This is a genomic window from Calothrix sp. NIES-2098 (assembly GCF_963875125.1).
In the GTDB taxonomy this organism is placed as follows: domain Bacteria; phylum Cyanobacteriota; class Cyanobacteriia; order Cyanobacteriales; family Nostocaceae; genus Aulosira.
Map to the genome: position 1 here is coordinate 4,789,430 of NZ_CAWNKJ010000001.1, position 15,577 is coordinate 4,805,006.

15 protein-coding genes are annotated in these 15,577 nt (G+C 41.2%); 9 read left to right on the forward strand and 6 right to left on the reverse strand.

Going from position 1 to position 15,577, the window contains the following annotated elements:
* Positions 1 to 73: 73 nt before the first annotated feature.
* The 3 genes from AACU33_RS20000 to AACU33_RS20010 all read right to left on the reverse strand — a co-directional run bounded on the left by AACU33_RS20000 (position 74) and on the right by AACU33_RS20010 (position 2,798).
* Positions 74 to 1,048: a phosphate/phosphite/phosphonate ABC transporter substrate-binding protein gene (locus tag AACU33_RS20000; RefSeq protein WP_096590318.1), complete on the reverse strand. Its 975-nt coding sequence runs from the start codon at positions 1,046 to 1,048 to the stop codon at positions 74 to 76.
* A gap of 263 nt (positions 1,049 to 1,311) precedes the next feature.
* Positions 1,312 to 2,055, reverse strand: a complete 744-nt coding sequence (gene rph / locus AACU33_RS20005) for a ribonuclease PH (RefSeq protein WP_096590319.1) — start codon at positions 2,053 to 2,055, stop codon at positions 1,312 to 1,314.
* Positions 2,056 to 2,189: 134 nt separating this feature from the next.
* Positions 2,190 to 2,798 (reverse strand): adenylate kinase family protein, encoded by a 609-nt coding sequence (locus AACU33_RS20010; protein ID WP_096590320.1) that lies wholly within the window; start codon positions 2,796 to 2,798, stop codon positions 2,190 to 2,192.
* Between the two features lie 344 nt (positions 2,799 to 3,142).
* Between AACU33_RS20010 and AACU33_RS20015 the strand changes: the two genes are divergently transcribed.
* The 3 genes from AACU33_RS20015 (at position 3,143) to dcd (ending at position 4,759) form a co-directional block, all read left to right on the forward strand.
* Positions 3,143 to 3,679: a P-loop NTPase family protein gene (locus tag AACU33_RS20015; RefSeq protein WP_096590321.1), complete on the forward strand. Its 537-nt coding sequence runs from the start codon at positions 3,143 to 3,145 to the stop codon at positions 3,677 to 3,679.
* Between the two features lie 60 nt (positions 3,680 to 3,739).
* Positions 3,740 to 4,042, forward strand: a complete 303-nt coding sequence (locus AACU33_RS20020) for a hypothetical protein (RefSeq protein WP_096590322.1) — start codon at positions 3,740 to 3,742, stop codon at positions 4,040 to 4,042.
* 147 nt (positions 4,043 to 4,189) lie between these two features.
* A complete protein-coding gene (dcd, locus tag AACU33_RS20025; protein WP_339376511.1) occupies positions 4,190 to 4,759 on the forward strand; it encodes a dCTP deaminase in 570 nt (189 codons plus the stop codon).
* 29 nt (positions 4,760 to 4,788) lie between these two features.
* Here dcd and thyX read toward each other — a convergent pair whose 3' ends face one another.
* Positions 4,789 to 5,511 (reverse strand): FAD-dependent thymidylate synthase, encoded by a 723-nt coding sequence (gene thyX, locus AACU33_RS20030; RefSeq protein WP_096590324.1) that lies wholly within the window; start codon positions 5,509 to 5,511, stop codon positions 4,789 to 4,791.
* A gap of 153 nt (positions 5,512 to 5,664) precedes the next feature.
* Here thyX and AACU33_RS20035 point away from each other — a divergent pair, with 153 nt between their 5' ends.
* The 3 genes from AACU33_RS20035 (at position 5,665) to AACU33_RS20045 (ending at position 8,432) form a co-directional block, all read left to right on the forward strand.
* Positions 5,665 to 5,880 (forward strand): chlorophyll a/b-binding protein, encoded by a 216-nt coding sequence (locus AACU33_RS20035; RefSeq protein ID WP_096590325.1) that lies wholly within the window; start codon positions 5,665 to 5,667, stop codon positions 5,878 to 5,880.
* A 398-nt stretch (positions 5,881 to 6,278) separates the two neighbouring features.
* Complete coding sequence (locus tag AACU33_RS20040) at positions 6,279 to 7,775, forward strand: DUF4114 domain-containing protein (protein ID WP_096590326.1); 1,497 nt, start codon at positions 6,279 to 6,281, stop codon at positions 7,773 to 7,775.
* Positions 7,776 to 7,850: 75 nt separating this feature from the next.
* The gene (locus AACU33_RS20045) at positions 7,851 to 8,432 is read left to right on the forward strand and encodes a thioredoxin family protein (RefSeq protein ID WP_096590327.1); all 582 of its coding nucleotides are present in this window, start codon (positions 7,851 to 7,853) and stop codon (positions 8,430 to 8,432) included.
* Positions 8,433 to 8,605: 173 nt separating this feature from the next.
* Here AACU33_RS20045 and AACU33_RS20050 read toward each other — a convergent pair whose 3' ends face one another.
* Positions 8,606 to 9,118, reverse strand: coding sequence for a hypothetical protein (locus AACU33_RS20050; protein WP_096590328.1), 513 nt, complete (start codon positions 9,116 to 9,118; stop codon positions 8,606 to 8,608).
* A 518-nt stretch (positions 9,119 to 9,636) separates the two neighbouring features.
* On the opposite strand from AACU33_RS20050, the gene aroA reads away from it, so the two are divergent.
* The 3 genes from aroA (at position 9,637) to AACU33_RS20065 (ending at position 12,426) form a co-directional block, all read left to right on the forward strand.
* A complete protein-coding gene (aroA, locus tag AACU33_RS20055) occupies positions 9,637 to 10,986 on the forward strand; it encodes a 3-phosphoshikimate 1-carboxyvinyltransferase (protein WP_096590329.1) in 1,350 nt (449 codons plus the stop codon).
* A gap of 548 nt (positions 10,987 to 11,534) precedes the next feature.
* Complete coding sequence (locus tag AACU33_RS20060) at positions 11,535 to 11,882, forward strand: BON domain-containing protein (protein ID WP_096590330.1); 348 nt, start codon at positions 11,535 to 11,537, stop codon at positions 11,880 to 11,882.
* Between the two features lie 166 nt (positions 11,883 to 12,048).
* Positions 12,049 to 12,426 (forward strand): sunset domain-containing protein, encoded by a 378-nt coding sequence (locus AACU33_RS20065; protein WP_096590331.1) that lies wholly within the window; start codon positions 12,049 to 12,051, stop codon positions 12,424 to 12,426.
* Positions 12,427 to 12,473: 47 nt separating this feature from the next.
* Here AACU33_RS20065 and AACU33_RS20070 read toward each other — a convergent pair whose 3' ends face one another.
* Positions 12,474 to 15,071, reverse strand: coding sequence for a cation-translocating P-type ATPase (locus AACU33_RS20070; protein WP_096590332.1), 2,598 nt, complete (start codon positions 15,069 to 15,071; stop codon positions 12,474 to 12,476).
* Positions 15,072 to 15,577: the final 506 nt, after the last annotated feature.

Here is a 15,577-nt window from a genome sequence, read left to right on the forward strand (position 1 = left end):
ACAATTCCACTAACAATTAACAGGTATTCAATGAACAGTTATCAGACTGATTACTGATAACTGTCCATTGAAATTAGGGTGCAATACCCACGCGTGTGAGTGCATCCCGAATTGGTGCTAGGTGACGATTGTGATCTACTCTCACCAATTCTGTAGAGTTATACAAGTTACGTAGTAGCTGGTTATTTTGTGACTGATTTAACTTGAGTAAGGCATTAATAATTTTTTCGCGATCGGGGGCAGGAACATCATCATCAATGGCGATACCATGAGCAGGTACACCAGAAATTCTATGCAGCACTCGCAACTGACTTTTTTCTTCTGGTGTAATATACGGTGAATTTAAGGCATATTCTGATACAACAGCCACATCTGCTTGTCCGCGAAGAACAGCTTGCAATGCTTTGCTGTAATTACCACCGTAGCTAATTTGACCGAAGAAACCATTTAGGCGATCGCTACTTTGTACAAATCCTTGTTTTACCAATTCACTCACAGGGAAAATAAAACCTGAACCAGAAGTAGGGGAAGTAAACGCCATTTTTTTACCCCGCAGTTGTTCTAAGGTTGCTTTGGCGTTATTTCTGGATTTTAAAGGGCTATTGCTGGGAACAACAAATACTGAGCTATAAGTATGTCTTCCCGAATAATTATCGCGTACCTCAGCTAGATATAAGCGAGAATTTGCCAATTGTTCCGCTTTCAGGGCTGGACGGCTACTCAAGAAAGCTACATCAGCCCGATTAGCTCTTAATGCTTCTACAGCAGCAGTATCATCGCCTACCTGTGCTTTGACGGGTATTCCTAGTTCTTTAGACAAAAATGCACCTACAGAATTCGCTTTATTTTGCAAATCTGTGGAATCAGCTCTGCTAGGAAAAACTATTGTCAAAGTCTTCAATTTTTGGGCAAGCAAAGTTGGCGCTTGTTGATTAAGAGTAGAATTAGCGGTAGTCGCTTCTACTTTCCCCAATGTGCTGAATCCTAAACCTGCCAGCGCTACAAATGCAGCACCAGCAGCTAACAAGCCCTTTTCCCTCACAGCCATTGCTAACTCTCCATTAAGAACTATTCTCAGTATTTTTGCAAATAAATTGCAACTAGCTCAATAAAGCAATCTAGGACTTTTAGGAATTAAAGTCAATATGAGATGTATCGTAATTCCTCAATGAAGCTTATAGACTCAAACCCCAAGCCGATCGATCCGGTGAAGTTGCTTTGGTGTTGCAAGCATAAACACAGGAAAAAATCAAAAACCCCACCTACAAAGAAGATGGAGTTTTCCGGTGACTTTTATAAAAATTTCCTTCCTCAATCGCCTACAAAAATTTCATCCCAATCGGTAATGGCTTCTTTTTGGGCAATTAATAATTCCTGAATTCCTTGTTCTGCGAAATCTAACAACTGATTCAATTGGCTACGGCTAAAGCTTCCTTCTTCTGCTGTTCCCTGGACTTCAATTATTCCCAGGTTGTGATTCATCACGACGTTGAAATCTACTGTGGCCGCTACATCTTCGATATAGTTGAGATCTAAAAATGGCTCTTCTTCTAATAAACCTACTGAGACTGCTGCTATTTGTCCGCACAGAGGCGATCGCTCTAATACCCCTTGGCGTAATAATCGAGAAATGGCATTAGCTAACGCTACAAAGGAACCTGTAATTGCGGTTGTCCTCGTTCCCGCATCTGCTTGTAATACATCGGCGTCTACAGTCAGGGTGCGTTCTCCTAGCACCTCAAAATCTAATGCTGCGCGTAAACTGCGGCCAATCAACCGTTGTATTTCTTGCGTCCGTCCTGACAATTTCATCAATTCCCGTTCTTGGCGTTGTTGAGTGGCGCTGGGAAGCATTCGATATTCAGCAGTTAACCAACCCTTACCGCTACCGGCGAGAAACTTGGGCACTCCTTCTGTAACGCTGACAGTACAAAGTACCTGAGTATCGCCGCATTTTGTCAGCACAGAACCAGGAGCAAAGCGGGTAAAGCCACTGTCAAAGCTGATGGGACGGAGTTGGTAGGGGAACCTGCCGTCTGGACGCTGCCAAACCATTGGAGTTGCCTCAGAATGTTTATATGAAATACTGCCTTAAGGGTACCTCAGTGTCACAGTCATTCTAGAAGCCCGATTGTATAGTCAGGGCAAAATTAACGCGATGAAACTCTGTAGTAAAATTGCAGATTTTCTTAAGAAACTAAAAGTAGATTGAGAATAGTGTGATGCACAGCCTCTGGTGATTGGTCGCCATTAATCGTCAAAAGTCGGCGGCGACGGTCATAATATTCGAGTATGGGAACAGTGCGATCGTAGAATAACTCTATACGGCGCTGGACAATTTCGGGTTGCTCGTCGGGAAGCGATCGCCCCAAACAGCGATTAACCATAATAGCTTCTGGTACTTGTAAATAAATTGCCCAATCTAACTTTTGACCTAAATATTCTAATAAAAAATCTAATTCTTCGGCTTGGAAAGCAGTACGCGGATAACCTTCCAAAAGCCAACCCGATTTTAAATCCAGCTGTGTCAGCTGCATCCGAATCACTTCAATCATCATTTCATCAGGGACTAGCTCCCCTTTTTCTACGTATGGCTGTGCATGGCGTCCCAAATCACACAGGCTATCGTGGAAGTACAAAGGCAGACTATCTTCCTGTAAAACTAGCTGCTTGTCGCCAGACATTGCTTCTCGTAAAATTTCACCTGTAGAAATCTTAGGAATATCAAAGTGTCTACAAAGGTTTTGTGCTTGAGTGCTTTTCCCCGATCCTGAACCACCCAGAATCACCAATCTCACAACAATTCACTCCTCATAGTGTTAAATTTACTACTTACCTACTCTGTTGTGCCCAAACAAATGGGAAATCTAACATTTACTGATTTTTAGCCCTTGCACCCAAAGATTTGATGAAATTTAACCAGTAGTTATGTGTTTTGATTATGACCACTGCTTGCATTTACGAGCCAGAAATGTCAATATCATTAACTCTTGACTTCCCAGTAAACCTAGTGGTTGACTAAGAATGCAACTGACCCAATACAATACATTTGTGAAAATTGAATTGATTATACAGGTAGAATTGCGATTGCTAGTTTCAGCAAAATCTCTTTGATAATTTGTAATATTTAAAACTTTGATTTATGGTAGCCCAGCTAGATACCCCAAGTGTAAATTCGAGCCTAAATTTACCATCCCCTGTGGAAGGGCTAGTGCAAGTTTTTACTAGCACTCACCGGAACTTTTTTACAAACGTTATGGCTCAAGCACTGAGAATCGCAGGTCAAGGCACACCAGTGTTAGTAGTACAGTTTCTCAAAGGTGGCATTCGTCAAGGACACGAACGACCCATTCAAATGGGACAAAATTTAGATTGGATTCGTTGCGATTTGCCTCGCTGTATCGATACACCACAGCTAGACGATACCGAAAATGAAGCCTTACAAAAACTGTGGCAACATACACAAAAGGTAGTATTCGAGGGTAAGTATTCTCTCGTTGTCTTAGATGAGTTAAGTTTAGCGATCAACTTTGGTTTGATTCCAGAAGCTGAAGTTTTAGGATTTTTAACAAAACGCCCTCCCCATATTGATATCATCCTGACTGGGCCAGATACACCTAAGTCTCTTTTAGATGTGGCAGATCAAATTACCGAAATTCGGCGCAGTCATAGCCCCTAGCTCGCATAGGATTAATCTATAAGGAATGAAACGTCTTCACCAAAAACCGCAAAAGGTTGTATGAGCGATTCCTCAGGACAATACAATGGGCAAGCACAACCAAGCAGGCTTGAGCAAATAGAACTCCTGCTGCTACAAACTACTGCTAGCCTGAATCGCGTATCTCAACAGCAGGAAGTAAATACCCAAGCGATCGCAATGCTTGGCGATAAAATTGACCGATTAGGCGATCGGCAAGATCGTTTTCAGTTGCAACTAGAAGAAAGCATTAGCGAGTTAATCAAAACGATTGATTACGCTGTCGATCGGACTGAAGAACTGATTAAGCGTTTCTTAGAACAAAGTAGTAATGGACACGAGTAGACAATACTCAACTATTTTTTGTTTTTCTTTCTTTTGCTTTTTAGCTGTTGGTTTGTTAGGTGAAGAATGTGCCACTTCACGCTATCCTAGTACTTCGTCTGAGTTAGTTGTGAACTTGTGATTAAAAACGATATCTGGATTACTCAAATGGCCCAAAAGGGTATGATTTCTCCTTTTGAGCCAACTTTAATTAGAAAAGTGCAACAAGACCAAGAAATAGGAACTAAACCAGTCATCAGCTATGGTTTATCTTCCTATGGCTATGATATCCGCCTTTCGCCTTCCGAGTTTCGCATTTTTCGTCACATTCCTGGAACTGTTATCGATCCCAAAAATTTTAATCCTCAGAATCTAGAATCAACGCCTTTACATACAGATGTAAACGGTAGTTATTTTATCTTACCTGCGCATTCTTATGGTTTGGGCGTAGCTTTAGAAAAACTAGAGGTTCCCAATAATATCACTGTAATTTGTATTGGGAAATCCACCTATGCACGTTGTGGAATCATTGCCAATTTAACTCCGGCTGAGGCTGCTTGGCGAGGTCATTTGACCTTAGAGTTTTCTAATTCTTCTAGTGCCGATTGTCGCATCTACGCTAATGAAGGAGTTGTACAGTTGTTATTTTTAGAAGGCGAACCCTGCGCTATTAGTTACGAAGCTCGTCAAGGCAAATATCAGGATCAAGCGGAAATGGTGACGCTAGCAAAAGTCTAATGTTTAAATTTTAAATTGGAGTCCAGCATCTAAGGTGCTAATCTCGCTTTACCCAGACGAGACTTTTCATACCATTCTGCGATCGCGGGCACCCAATCGGCAAAATGAGGCCACATCATTTCACATAACTTTTGAATTTCTAATTGAGCGTCTTTCTTGTTTCTTAAATCACAAAAATGCAAGAAAGACCTGATATTAAAACTAACTACAAAATGCTGGCGGTAATCAAAAGGCATTTTACCTCTGATGTGTTCCTCAGACATACCAGCCTCAAAATCAGCTTTATATCGCTTGGCGGCTTCAAAACACCACTCTAAATCTGCTGCTCTTTGCTCTGGTGAATAGTAATATTTTTTACCTTGTCTATCATTGTAATAACCAACAGGACGCAGGTAAAAAACATCTTCAATATCTTTCTTGCCTTCTACTACATCAATAAATTGATTACCAGTATATCTAAAAGATTGTACATCAAAGGATACACCTACTCTGTGCGTACGCGCCTGCTGCATCACACTGTGGGGAAAGTAGCCACAGTTAAAGATAATCTGGGGATGCTCTAAAGGCCCGTAATGTCCCCTTTCACCAGCTAAAAGTCGCTTAACAATAATTTCGCCGCATTGTGACTCTGACGGCCAGGAGTCCCGTTCGTCAAACACGAAACCCTCAGTGTAGTCCTGGTGCATGGCGGCATAAATCACCTGCTGGGGATTGGGTGTTTTGCTGATAACTTCTACGCGGAATCGATCCATGAGCTAGTTAAAACTTGATTGGTGACTAAGAATCCATGAGAACGATTCATTATCATAGCCCTTTGACTTCATCTTCAGCTGACTCATTTAGTTTACAAAAATTAATCTTTGCGTTACACTTCGTTACATAGTGACTTACAACGGGAAAATCTTATGCGTACAAATGCTTCCATTGTTGACGACCAGGGTTTAATGAACAATTTTGCGATCGAGCCAAAGGTGTATGTAGATGAGCAAGGCGAGCGCACTGGGTTTACAACCTATGCAGAAATCCTCAACGGGCGTTTAGCAATGATTGGTTTTGTTGCTCTCATCGCATTAGAAGTTTTCACAGGACACGGTATTTTCGGTCTGTTAGCAAATCTGTAAATAGTAATTTTAATTTTTATATAGCAATTACTAATCATTAATTAATCAAAAAAGCCCCGACTTGTTAAATAAGCCGGGGCTGTGTAATTTACTAATTCTACAAAATTTATTTATCTATACTAAGTAAATACCGAATTTTTTCTCAAAAAATCTAATAAATATAAAAATAATTACGTAAATTTCACAAATAATATCTAGCAAAAGTTTTGCTAAAATTAAATACCTAATTTTGATAGAGCAGCAAATTTATAAATTAAATTATTGCTGAGTTAATGCTTAACTAAAAATTGTGTTTATTGATTAGCAAATTCTGTTAATTGATAAATACAAATTTATTTAGATTTTGCAATATTTGCATTTTAAATACTTTTGAGATTTAAGCTTAAAATTTTTAAACAATGTCTTTTATCAATCCTGGCGTATTTAATGTAGGACTTGATGGGCAAGTCAGCATTGAGTTTATAGGTGATGGCGGTAGTTATCATGGAGAACTCGGCCTCTTCAGCTTGAAGGGAATGGAGAACTTACAACTTGGTTCTGTAGAATTTATTCAAGAATCTGCCCGTCGGATTATGAGTAATTCTGATGCTGGTTATCTCGCAATTTCTGACCCCACAGAGGGAGCTAAATTTAGTGGCAATTTAGGGGAAAATGAGAAAAATGATGGCAACTTCGTAGGAGAGAAAAACTTTGCTCTGACTCCTGGGGATCGGGTTGCTTTCCTATTAGTACCTAATGGAAAAATTAAAGAATTTGTTGCTAACTCATCTCCTACCCAAGATAAAACTGCACTATTTTCGATTGCTGATGCTAATTCCGACAAATCTGTTCATTTCGCTCAACTTGGACAGGGGACTGCTAAAGGTGCAACTTTTGGCGTAGAAGATATCGTTGCCGATCGAGGGTCTGATTGGGATTACAACGATATCATCTTTCAAATCAAAGGAGCCACTGGTAAAACTGCTCCATTAGACACATTTATTAACCCAAACAAAGAGTGGCGCAACACAGAGTTAGGAAAACAATTAATTGATTACGCTCAACAAGTTAGCCAATTTATAACTTTGGCTTCTCCCTTTAATACTGCTTACACTGTCACTGGTCTTGGTGAAGTACCAGGGCTACCAATTCCTTATGTGGGATTGGCTTTCAAAGCAGACGATCCTAATACCTTATTTATTGGTGCTACACCCGAAGCAGAAAGCAGCAAAATCTTTTCCATTACAGTCAAAAGGGACGCCAACAATCGCATTATTGGATTTACGGGTACAGCTACTTTGTTGGCTTCAGCACCTGGGTTAAATGGAGGACTGAATGATGCAGGCTTGAGCTTTGGCCCGGGTAACGTTTTATTTTATACAACTTGGAATGACAATACAGTAGGACAAATCAAACCTGGTAGTTCTAGCCCTGATAAGCAAGTCGATTTAAATTCTCTGGGTTTTCAGCCTTCTGTTGGTGGGTTAACATTCGTTCCGCAAGGATTTCCTGGTGCTGGGCGATTGAAACTTACTTCCTACGACACTGGCAATTTTTATGACACAACTGTGTCTGCTGATGAGAAAGGGACTTGGAATATTGCACCTGCAAGTAAATCAGTTCAACTCAGTGGCGGACCAGATGCTTTTGTCTACGTATCTGCCTCAATGCCACAATTTAACAGCGATCGCATCTTAATCGCAGAGCAAGATGCTGACAAAGTTGCTGTCTACAGCATAGATGAAAATGGAGATCCGATTAGCACAACCCGCCAAGACTTTATCGCTGGGATTGACGGCCCCATAGGCGCAGCCATCGATCCGTTGACAGGTGACTTTTTCTTCTCAACCTATTCTTATGGAGACTTTAATCCCTACGGGTTTAACCAAGTCGTAGTAGTGAGAAGTCTCGTGTGAAATAAAAAATTTAATGGTATTTTGAAAATAACCGATCGCATCGGCAGTTTCCAGGGTAAATCTATCAGATAAATTATGGCTTTAACTGCTTCTACAATGTTGCCTTTAGGCACTATTGCCCCAGATTTTCATCTACCAGAAGTAGTATCTGGAGAAATAATTTCCTTGGCTAATTTTGCCGATCGAAAAGCATTGTTAGTCATGTTTATTTGTCGGCATTGCCCATTTGTCAAACACGTTCAAAAACAATTGGTGCTGCTAGGAGAAGACTACTTCAACAGCAATTTGGGAATAGTTGCCATTAGTGCCAATGATGCCAAAAATTATCCAGATGATGCACCAGAGTCATTAAAGGCAATGGCGACAGAATTAGGGTTTAAATTTCCCTTGTGCTACGACGAAAACCAGGAAATTGCCAAGGCTTATACAGCAGCTTGCACTCCTGATTTTTTTGTATTTGATGGCGAACGCAAACTCGTGTATCGCGGACAATTGGATGATAGCCGTCCTAGTAATGGCAAGCCTGTAACAGGTGCAGATTTACGTGCAGCTATTGAGGCGGTGCTAGCAGATAAACCTGTACCAGAGGAGCAAAATCCTAGTATTGGTTGCAATATCAAATGGAAAGCTGGGAATGCACCTAGTTATTTTGGCTGATCGAACTCTAATTTGAAAAAGGGCTTTGGGGGATAAGGGAGAAATGACAAATGACCATTGGCTTTTGACCCTTGACTGTTGACTCTGGACTCTTGACAAATGACACGCGAATCGCAATAAAAATTCACCCTCGCTATATTTTCTGAACTAGTGAGGGTGAATATAATTTGCGATTAGTGTTTGATTTCCAAATTGAGGATGTAGCGTCCCAATTGAACTTTGTCTGCCCACAATTCGTATTCTATGCGCAAATGCTCTGGCAGAGATTGGCCGCTGAGGGTCATTGCATTTGTGAAATTACGTAGACGGATCGGATCGTTAGGCTGCAATGACTCGTTTGGCAACCAATAACGGCTTACACCATAAACGCCCTGTTCCCAGAAGTGACGATAACTCACTTGAGCGTTACCTTGCATGGTCATGATTACCCGATAAGGGGAAATCTCCAGCCACAAAATCCTCGGACTGCTTGGTGCATAAGCATTACGCCTTTTTTGCGGAGGCGTGTCCTCTGGATTTGGGGAACTCACTATTTCGCAGCTGATTAAAGGTGGCGCAGTCAACAATAAATGAAATCGATCGGTATCTTTTTGATACAATGTTCCGGCAGTTTCCACAACAGACCAGACTGGCAGGTCAGTGGAAATCAGTGATAAGCACACGGGCTTGCGGTGATGGGTCAGCATGGGAGCGATAAAGGCTAAAAGCTATTGAACAAAAAGAATCAACACCAAGGTCTCTAGCAGGCCAGGTCAGAAACTAAATGGTGAAACATGCTTAGATATTAACTGAATCTGCTTATTTGGTAAGCCAGATAAATAAAAATGAAAATAGTTAGTGTACGAATTTAAAAAGCAAAAATTGCGATTTTTATCCGGAAAGCTAATTCCAAAGTAAATTTAGCGAATATTTTGTAAATAATCTTCAGATTACGGAATTAATATAGCTGGAGTATTTGGTGAAAGACAAGAGCAAGGATTTTTGTTTAGCTTCTAGAAGTGTAGTGAGTTAAGAACTGAAAATTAAATTTACTCAGATTTGTAAGAGAAGGCTGACTTATTTAATAGGTAAAAATATCTATTTAGGAAGATTTGATTAAGTTTTATAGAACAAAAGGCGATAGGATACTAGGGAGGAAGTCAACAGATGCGGCACACGCAGTCGCTTATGTACTTTCATTGTATTCAAAAGCCAGTGTATCCTAATGTCGGCTGCTGTCATAACCGTAGAAACGCAAACAGACCTTTCACATAATTTAATTATCCAACGACCTCCCTTTGGGCTGTCCTTGCACGGTCGTATTCGGATTCCAGGTGATAAATCTATCTCTCACCGTGCTTTGATGTTGGGTGCTATAGCCCAAGGTGAAACTGAAATTCAAGGACTTCTCTTAGGAGAAGATCCGCGCAGTACTGCGAGTTGTTTTCAAGCAATGGGCGCGGAAATTTCTGAACTCAATACAGATTTAGTCCGAGTTAAAGGTATTGGGCTGGGGAATTTACAAGAACCAGTTGATGTATTGAATGCAGGGAATTCTGGAACTACATTGCGTTTGATGTTGGGACTTTTAGCATCGCATCCAGGGCGCTTTTTTACAGTAACAGGTGATAGTTCCTTGCGATCGCGTCCCATGTCGCGTGTAGTTAAACCTTTGCAACAAATGGGCGCGCAAATTTGGGGACGCAAAGGAAATTCTTTAGCACCTCTCGCAATTGCTGGACAAGCCCTTAAACCCATTCACTATTATTCCCCTATCGCCTCTGCGCAAGTTAAATCCTGTATCCTCCTAGCTGGTTTAGCTACAGAAGGAAAAACTACTGTCACCGAACCCGCCCTTTCTCGCGACCACAGCGAAAGGATGTTACGGGCGTTTGGTGCAGAACTCAGCGTAGACCCAGACACAAACAGCGTGACAATTACCGGGCCAGCGCAACTATACGGACAAAAGGTAATTGTACCCGGCGATATTAGTTCAGCAGCCTTTTGGTTAGTAGCTGGTGCAATTGTTCCAGGTTCGGAATTGGTAGTAGAAAATGTGGGCGTTAATCCTACCCGCACGGGGATTTTAGAAGCTTTAGCATTAATGGGAGCAAATATTCAACTGGAAAATCAGCGAGAAGTTGCTGGCGAACCAGTAGCCGATATTCGAGTGCGTTCCAGTAGTTTAAAAAGCTGCACGATCGCAGGTGATATCATACCGAGAATGATTGATGAAATTCCGATTTTGGCAGTAGCAGCCGTATTTGCCGAAGGCACAACCATTATTCGCGATGCAGCTGAGTTAAGAGTTAAAGAAAGCGATCGCATTACTGTAATGGCGCAGCAACTGAATAAAATGGGAGCTAAGGTCAGCGAATTACCCGATGGGATGGAAATTACAGGCGGTACTTCCTTGGTTGGGACTGATGTAGATAGCCATACAGATCATCGCATTGCTATGAGTTTAGCGATCGCCGCTTTAGCCGCCTCTGGAATAACGACGATTCACCGTGCAGAAGCAGCAGCGATTTCCTACCCCGGATTCTTTAATACCCTGAGTGCGATTATTAACTAATAGTCGGTTCAGGATAACTCACCGATAATTTTGTCTAATTCATTCCCAAAGAGTATGGGGATGAATTTTTATTTCATATACTCCTCAAAATCAGGAATATATCCGCTGGCTAAAAATAATAAATTTTAATTTATTTTAATACTTATATAAGTTCTCTAGACTGGCGTTTTTGTTTGGCCTTATAAGTTTTATTTAGTTATTTTTATCTGACCATAGATATTTTGTATAATAGAACCGAAAAAATCCAAAATTGCTTCTCAAGCTATTAGCGAACTATAAATTTAGCCATACATTTAATAAATGGTAATAATCATTTACTTAACGTTGTATTTCTGGGAAAGAAACTGCTATTTAAGTTTTGTCAAGCTAGGTACGCTTACATAATTACAAGCCATTTCAGCAATCAAAACGAATTATTATATTATTTTTTCAACATTTGCCTGTATGATATTGGCTAAAATCAATCTGAATATAAAGCAAGTTAAACTACTTGCATAAATTCAAGTACTTGCGTAAATTCAAGATTTTGCATTGGAGAAAATAGAATTATGGGCTGGTTACAAAGACTTTTTGGCATGGAAAAACCCGAAGATGCCCAAGTGAACCCAGAGCCAAGTTTAGTTGCTGAGGACTCTGGCGAAGAATCCATTGCTCCTGAAAGAATGGGATTGAATGGGGAATATGACCAAAGTGGTTTAGCAAAAAGGGTTGCCCTTGCTTTTGATGAAGATTCTAGTTTCGATAATATTGATAGCCTCTGGGTTGCTCAGACAGGAAGTACAGTAGTTTTAAAAGGCTCGGTACCCGATCGAGAAACTTTGGATCAATTGGTCGCTATTGCTAGTGAAGTTACTGGTGCTACCGATGTTCAGACTGACCAAGTCACAGTTGGCTAAAACAATTTTTTAATTAATGAAGATTAGCTGACACAGGCTAAACAATTGTCAACTTAATTGATTTTTTGTTTTTCAAAGCATATTATTTTTAGACGGCACTTACACAAGAGTGCTGTCTACACCTTTCATCAATATATCTTTGATTTCTCTTGAGAATAGAAATTCCATGAATACTCAAATTAAACTACGTCGATTTAGTATTGGGCTAACATTATTAGCTGTTTTAATGTTAGCTAGTTGTGGACAGAAACCTGAAGAATCTGCTACTACTACCCCCGAAAAGCCAACTGCTGTTTCTCAAGTTAAGCCTAATGGTCAAAGTGGAACTAATGCGGCGATTCCAGCAGAAGCACAAAAATTAGGGGTTAAACCCCAAGGTGAAACTACTTGTCCTAGCAATGCACCTATCAAGGGTAAAGTTACTAAAAAACGAGGCGATATCTACCACACTGCTAAGTCACCTGATTATGCAAAGGTAAAACCAGATATCTGCTTTAAAGATACAACAACAGCAGAAAAAGCTGGTTTTAAAGCGCCTAAATAACTCATAGGATTTTGAATTTTAGAGACGTTGCCATACAACGTCTCTAATTATTTATGGATGATTTTTTGTCTTTGCCAAATCTTGAGTCCTTCAAACCACAAAATACTAAATATTCCAGAAACTAAACTAATTACTAAATCTTCAAAATGAAGAAAAGAGAACCGAAATAGATGGCGTAAAAGCGGAACATAAAGTACTAATCCCAAAAATACTAAGCCACCACCAATCACCCACCAAAGTGCTGTATTCGGGGAACGTAACATTTCTGGAATTGTCCGCGACCAGGAACGATTGCTGAGAATCATACTCAGGTTAGAAACGATGAGGGTAGTAAAAGCTAGGGCGCGGGCGTCTAGTTCGCCATTACCTCGATAAAATGCGATCGCAAATACTACGACCAACACTACTAATACACTCACCCCTTGCAGCAGTGCTAATTTCCAAGTCTGAGGGCTAAATAATGGTTCTCTGGGATTGCGTGGCGGACGGGTCATAATATTGCTTTCTTCTGGTTCCGCTTCAAACACCACCGTACAAGCTGGGTCGATAATTAGGTGTAAAAAAGCAATATGAACTGGCAGTAAGACCAAAGGCCAATGAAACATCACTGGAATCAATGACATCCCTGCAATGGGAACGTGAACCGCTAAGGTATAAGCCATGCCTTTTTTGAGGTTGTCAAAGATTCTGCGTCCCAATCTCACAGACTGCACAATCGAGGAGAAGTCATCATCTAGCAATACTAAATCCGCAGATTCACGGGCAACATCTGTGCCGCGTTCGCCCATAGCAATGCCAATATCGGCTGACTTCAGGGCTGGGGCATCATTTACCCCATCTCCTGTCATCGCTACAATTTCACCATTCCGCTTCAAGGCATTAACAATCAGCAGCTTTTGTTCTGGTACTACCCGCGCAAAGATATTCACCGTTTGCATCCGCGAACGTAACTGCGCTTCATCCATTTGTTCTAGTTCAGCGCCGGTGATGACTTCAGTAGCAGGTGTCAATCCGATTTGACTGGCGATGTTTTGGGCTGTGGCTGGATAATCGCCTGTAATCATGACTACCCGAATTCCAGCAGTGTAACACTCAGCGATCGCCTTTTTGACTGTGGGACGCACAGGGTCGGCTAATCCCACCAATCCTACGAATTCAAATTCAAAATTATGCTGTCCTTCAGGTAAAGAATTCTGCTGCGGGGATGTACGATGCTGCTTTGTAGCTTTAGCAACGCCTAAAACCCGCAAGCCAGCCGCAGCCATTGTACTGATATGCTGTTCTAGATTCTGTAATTGCTCAGTTTGAAAATGGCAAAGATCCGCGATCGCTTCTGGTGCGCCTTTGGCGGCGATTGTTAAATTACCTGTCGGAGATTGCCAAACACAAGACATTGCCAACAACTGACCAGAAAGGGGATACTCGCGTTGCAATTCCCAATCATTATGCAAATGTTCGGTCTTTGCTAAGTAATGTTCGCCCATTTGTCGCAGGGCTTTCTCCATCGGATCGAAGGGGTCTTTCCGACTCGCCAAAATGCCAAACTCAATTAACTGATGAAAGTCTTCTGGTAAAGATTCGCGTTCGTGTAAAGCGACATCATAAAAACAAGGAGTGCTGACTGCTGAATTTTGATACACAAACATTTGTTGCACCGACATCCGGTTAAATGTAAGCGTCCCAGTTTTATCTACACACAGCACTGTTGCAGAACCTAATGTCTCAACTACCGGAATGCGCCGAGTTAAAACTCTTTGTAGGGAAAATCGCCATGCACCCAAGGCTAAAAAAATTGCCAACACTACAGGAATCTCATTAGGCAAAATCGCCATCGCCAGCGCCAATCCGGCGAGAAAACCTTGTAACCAATTACCTCTCGTCGCCCCGTAAATAACTACAACTGCAACACAGATAGCGATCGCTACAAATGTCAGTTTGCTAACGATACGCCTAGTCTCTTTTTCCAGAAAAGTATCTTCTGGTTGCACTGTCTGCAAGGCTTTACCAATCTTGCCCATTTCTGTATGGATACCCGTTGCTTGCACTTTGGCAATACCCTGACCTTGCACAATCAAGGTTCCAGAGTAAACAAAAGGTAAGTCATCTCCACCTGGGCGTTGGTTGATGACATCTTGAGTATGACTCGCCGCTACTTTCCTAACTGGTAGAGACTCGCCTGTGAGCAAAGACTCTTCCACTGTGATATTTGTAGACCACAACAAGATAGCATCCGCAGGTACGCGATCGCCTTCTGAAAGTACCAGCAAATCATCGCGCACCACTTCTCGCCCCGGAATCCGTTGGCGTTCTCCATCGCGAATAACTAAAGCACGGGGGCTAGAAAGGTCGCGTAAGGCTTCTAGAGAACGTTCGGTTTTTTGCTCTTGATACAAATTAATGCCGATGATGAAGAACACAAAACCGAGCAATATCAAGGCTTCTTGAACATCGCCGAGAAATAGGTAAATTACACCACAGCCAACCAGTAACAAAAAGATTGGCTCTTGAACAATTTCCCAGGCGATCGCCCAGATCGCACGATGGACAGTTGAGGGTAGCTCATTATACCCCTCTCGCTGTAGGCGATCGGCTACTTCCGATGCAGATAACCCTGTTAAAGTCTTGAGATCGGGTTGATAAACCATAACGATAAATTTCTAAGTATTTAGGCAAAATTAAAGTTACAGGTGAAGGTAAGGATCAACACAGAGAAGTGTAATTAATTTTGTTTAAGTGCAGACACAGAGAACAAACACAGAATTTTCAATTCCTTTCACATCAAAGCAGGGGATAAGGTTATTGTCAATAACTGAGGCTTATTGACAATAAGTACTAAAACAATTGCAGTAAACTTTGTTTATTGAGAAAAATTTAGTTTGATTATTGAAGCTGAAGTACAGCGTGGATTTTAAAAATCAGATATGAATCCTATATCTTGAAGCTTGAGCAAATGTGCCAGTTATGGCTTGAGGTTAAACAATAAACTTGAGGAACTTGTGAGGGAAGTCATGTCACGTCTCCTGCAAAGACGCTGTGCGATCGCTCCCAATTCAAAATTAATGATCCCTATAAATAAATTTAGGCGGCTCAATCCTTTTCGTTGTTGGTTAGAGTTGTGGTTGCAGTCAAATTCTGGGTTTTCTTACTTTAA

What these genes read in the sequence shown, in the direction of transcription:
- AACU33_RS20070 (WP_096590332.1), bottom strand. Translation starts at nt 15,071, where the DNA reads ATGGTTTATCAACCCGATCTCAAGACTTTAACAGGGTTATCTGCATCG.
- AACU33_RS20065 (WP_096590331.1), top strand. Translation starts at nt 12,049, where the DNA reads ATGAATACTCAAATTAAACTACGTCGATTTAGTATTGGGCTAACATTA.
- AACU33_RS20045 (WP_096590327.1), top strand. Translation starts at nt 7,851, where the DNA reads ATGGCTTTAACTGCTTCTACAATGTTGCCTTTAGGCACTATTGCCCCA.
- AACU33_RS20035 (WP_096590325.1), top strand. Translation starts at nt 5,665, where the DNA reads ATGCGTACAAATGCTTCCATTGTTGACGACCAGGGTTTAATGAACAAT.
- AACU33_RS20020 (WP_096590322.1), top strand. Translation starts at nt 3,740, where the DNA reads ATGAGCGATTCCTCAGGACAATACAATGGGCAAGCACAACCAAGCAGG.
- AACU33_RS20000 (WP_096590318.1), bottom strand. Translation starts at nt 1,048, where the DNA reads ATGGCTGTGAGGGAAAAGGGCTTGTTAGCTGCTGGTGCTGCATTTGTA.
- AACU33_RS20050 (WP_096590328.1), bottom strand. Translation starts at nt 9,118, where the DNA reads ATGCTGACCCATCACCGCAAGCCCGTGTGCTTATCACTGATTTCCACT.
- rph (WP_096590319.1), bottom strand. Translation starts at nt 2,055, where the DNA reads ATGGTTTGGCAGCGTCCAGACGGCAGGTTCCCCTACCAACTCCGTCCC.
- AACU33_RS20040 (WP_096590326.1), top strand. Translation starts at nt 6,279, where the DNA reads ATGTCTTTTATCAATCCTGGCGTATTTAATGTAGGACTTGATGGGCAA.
- dcd (WP_339376511.1), top strand. Translation starts at nt 4,190, where the DNA reads ATGGCCCAAAAGGGTATGATTTCTCCTTTTGAGCCAACTTTAATTAGA.
- thyX (WP_096590324.1), bottom strand. Translation starts at nt 5,511, where the DNA reads ATGGATCGATTCCGCGTAGAAGTTATCAGCAAAACACCCAATCCCCAG.
- AACU33_RS20015 (WP_096590321.1), top strand. Translation starts at nt 3,143, where the DNA reads ATGGTAGCCCAGCTAGATACCCCAAGTGTAAATTCGAGCCTAAATTTA.
- aroA (WP_096590329.1), top strand. Translation starts at nt 9,637, where the DNA reads ATGTCGGCTGCTGTCATAACCGTAGAAACGCAAACAGACCTTTCACAT.
- AACU33_RS20060 (WP_096590330.1), top strand. Translation starts at nt 11,535, where the DNA reads ATGGGCTGGTTACAAAGACTTTTTGGCATGGAAAAACCCGAAGATGCC.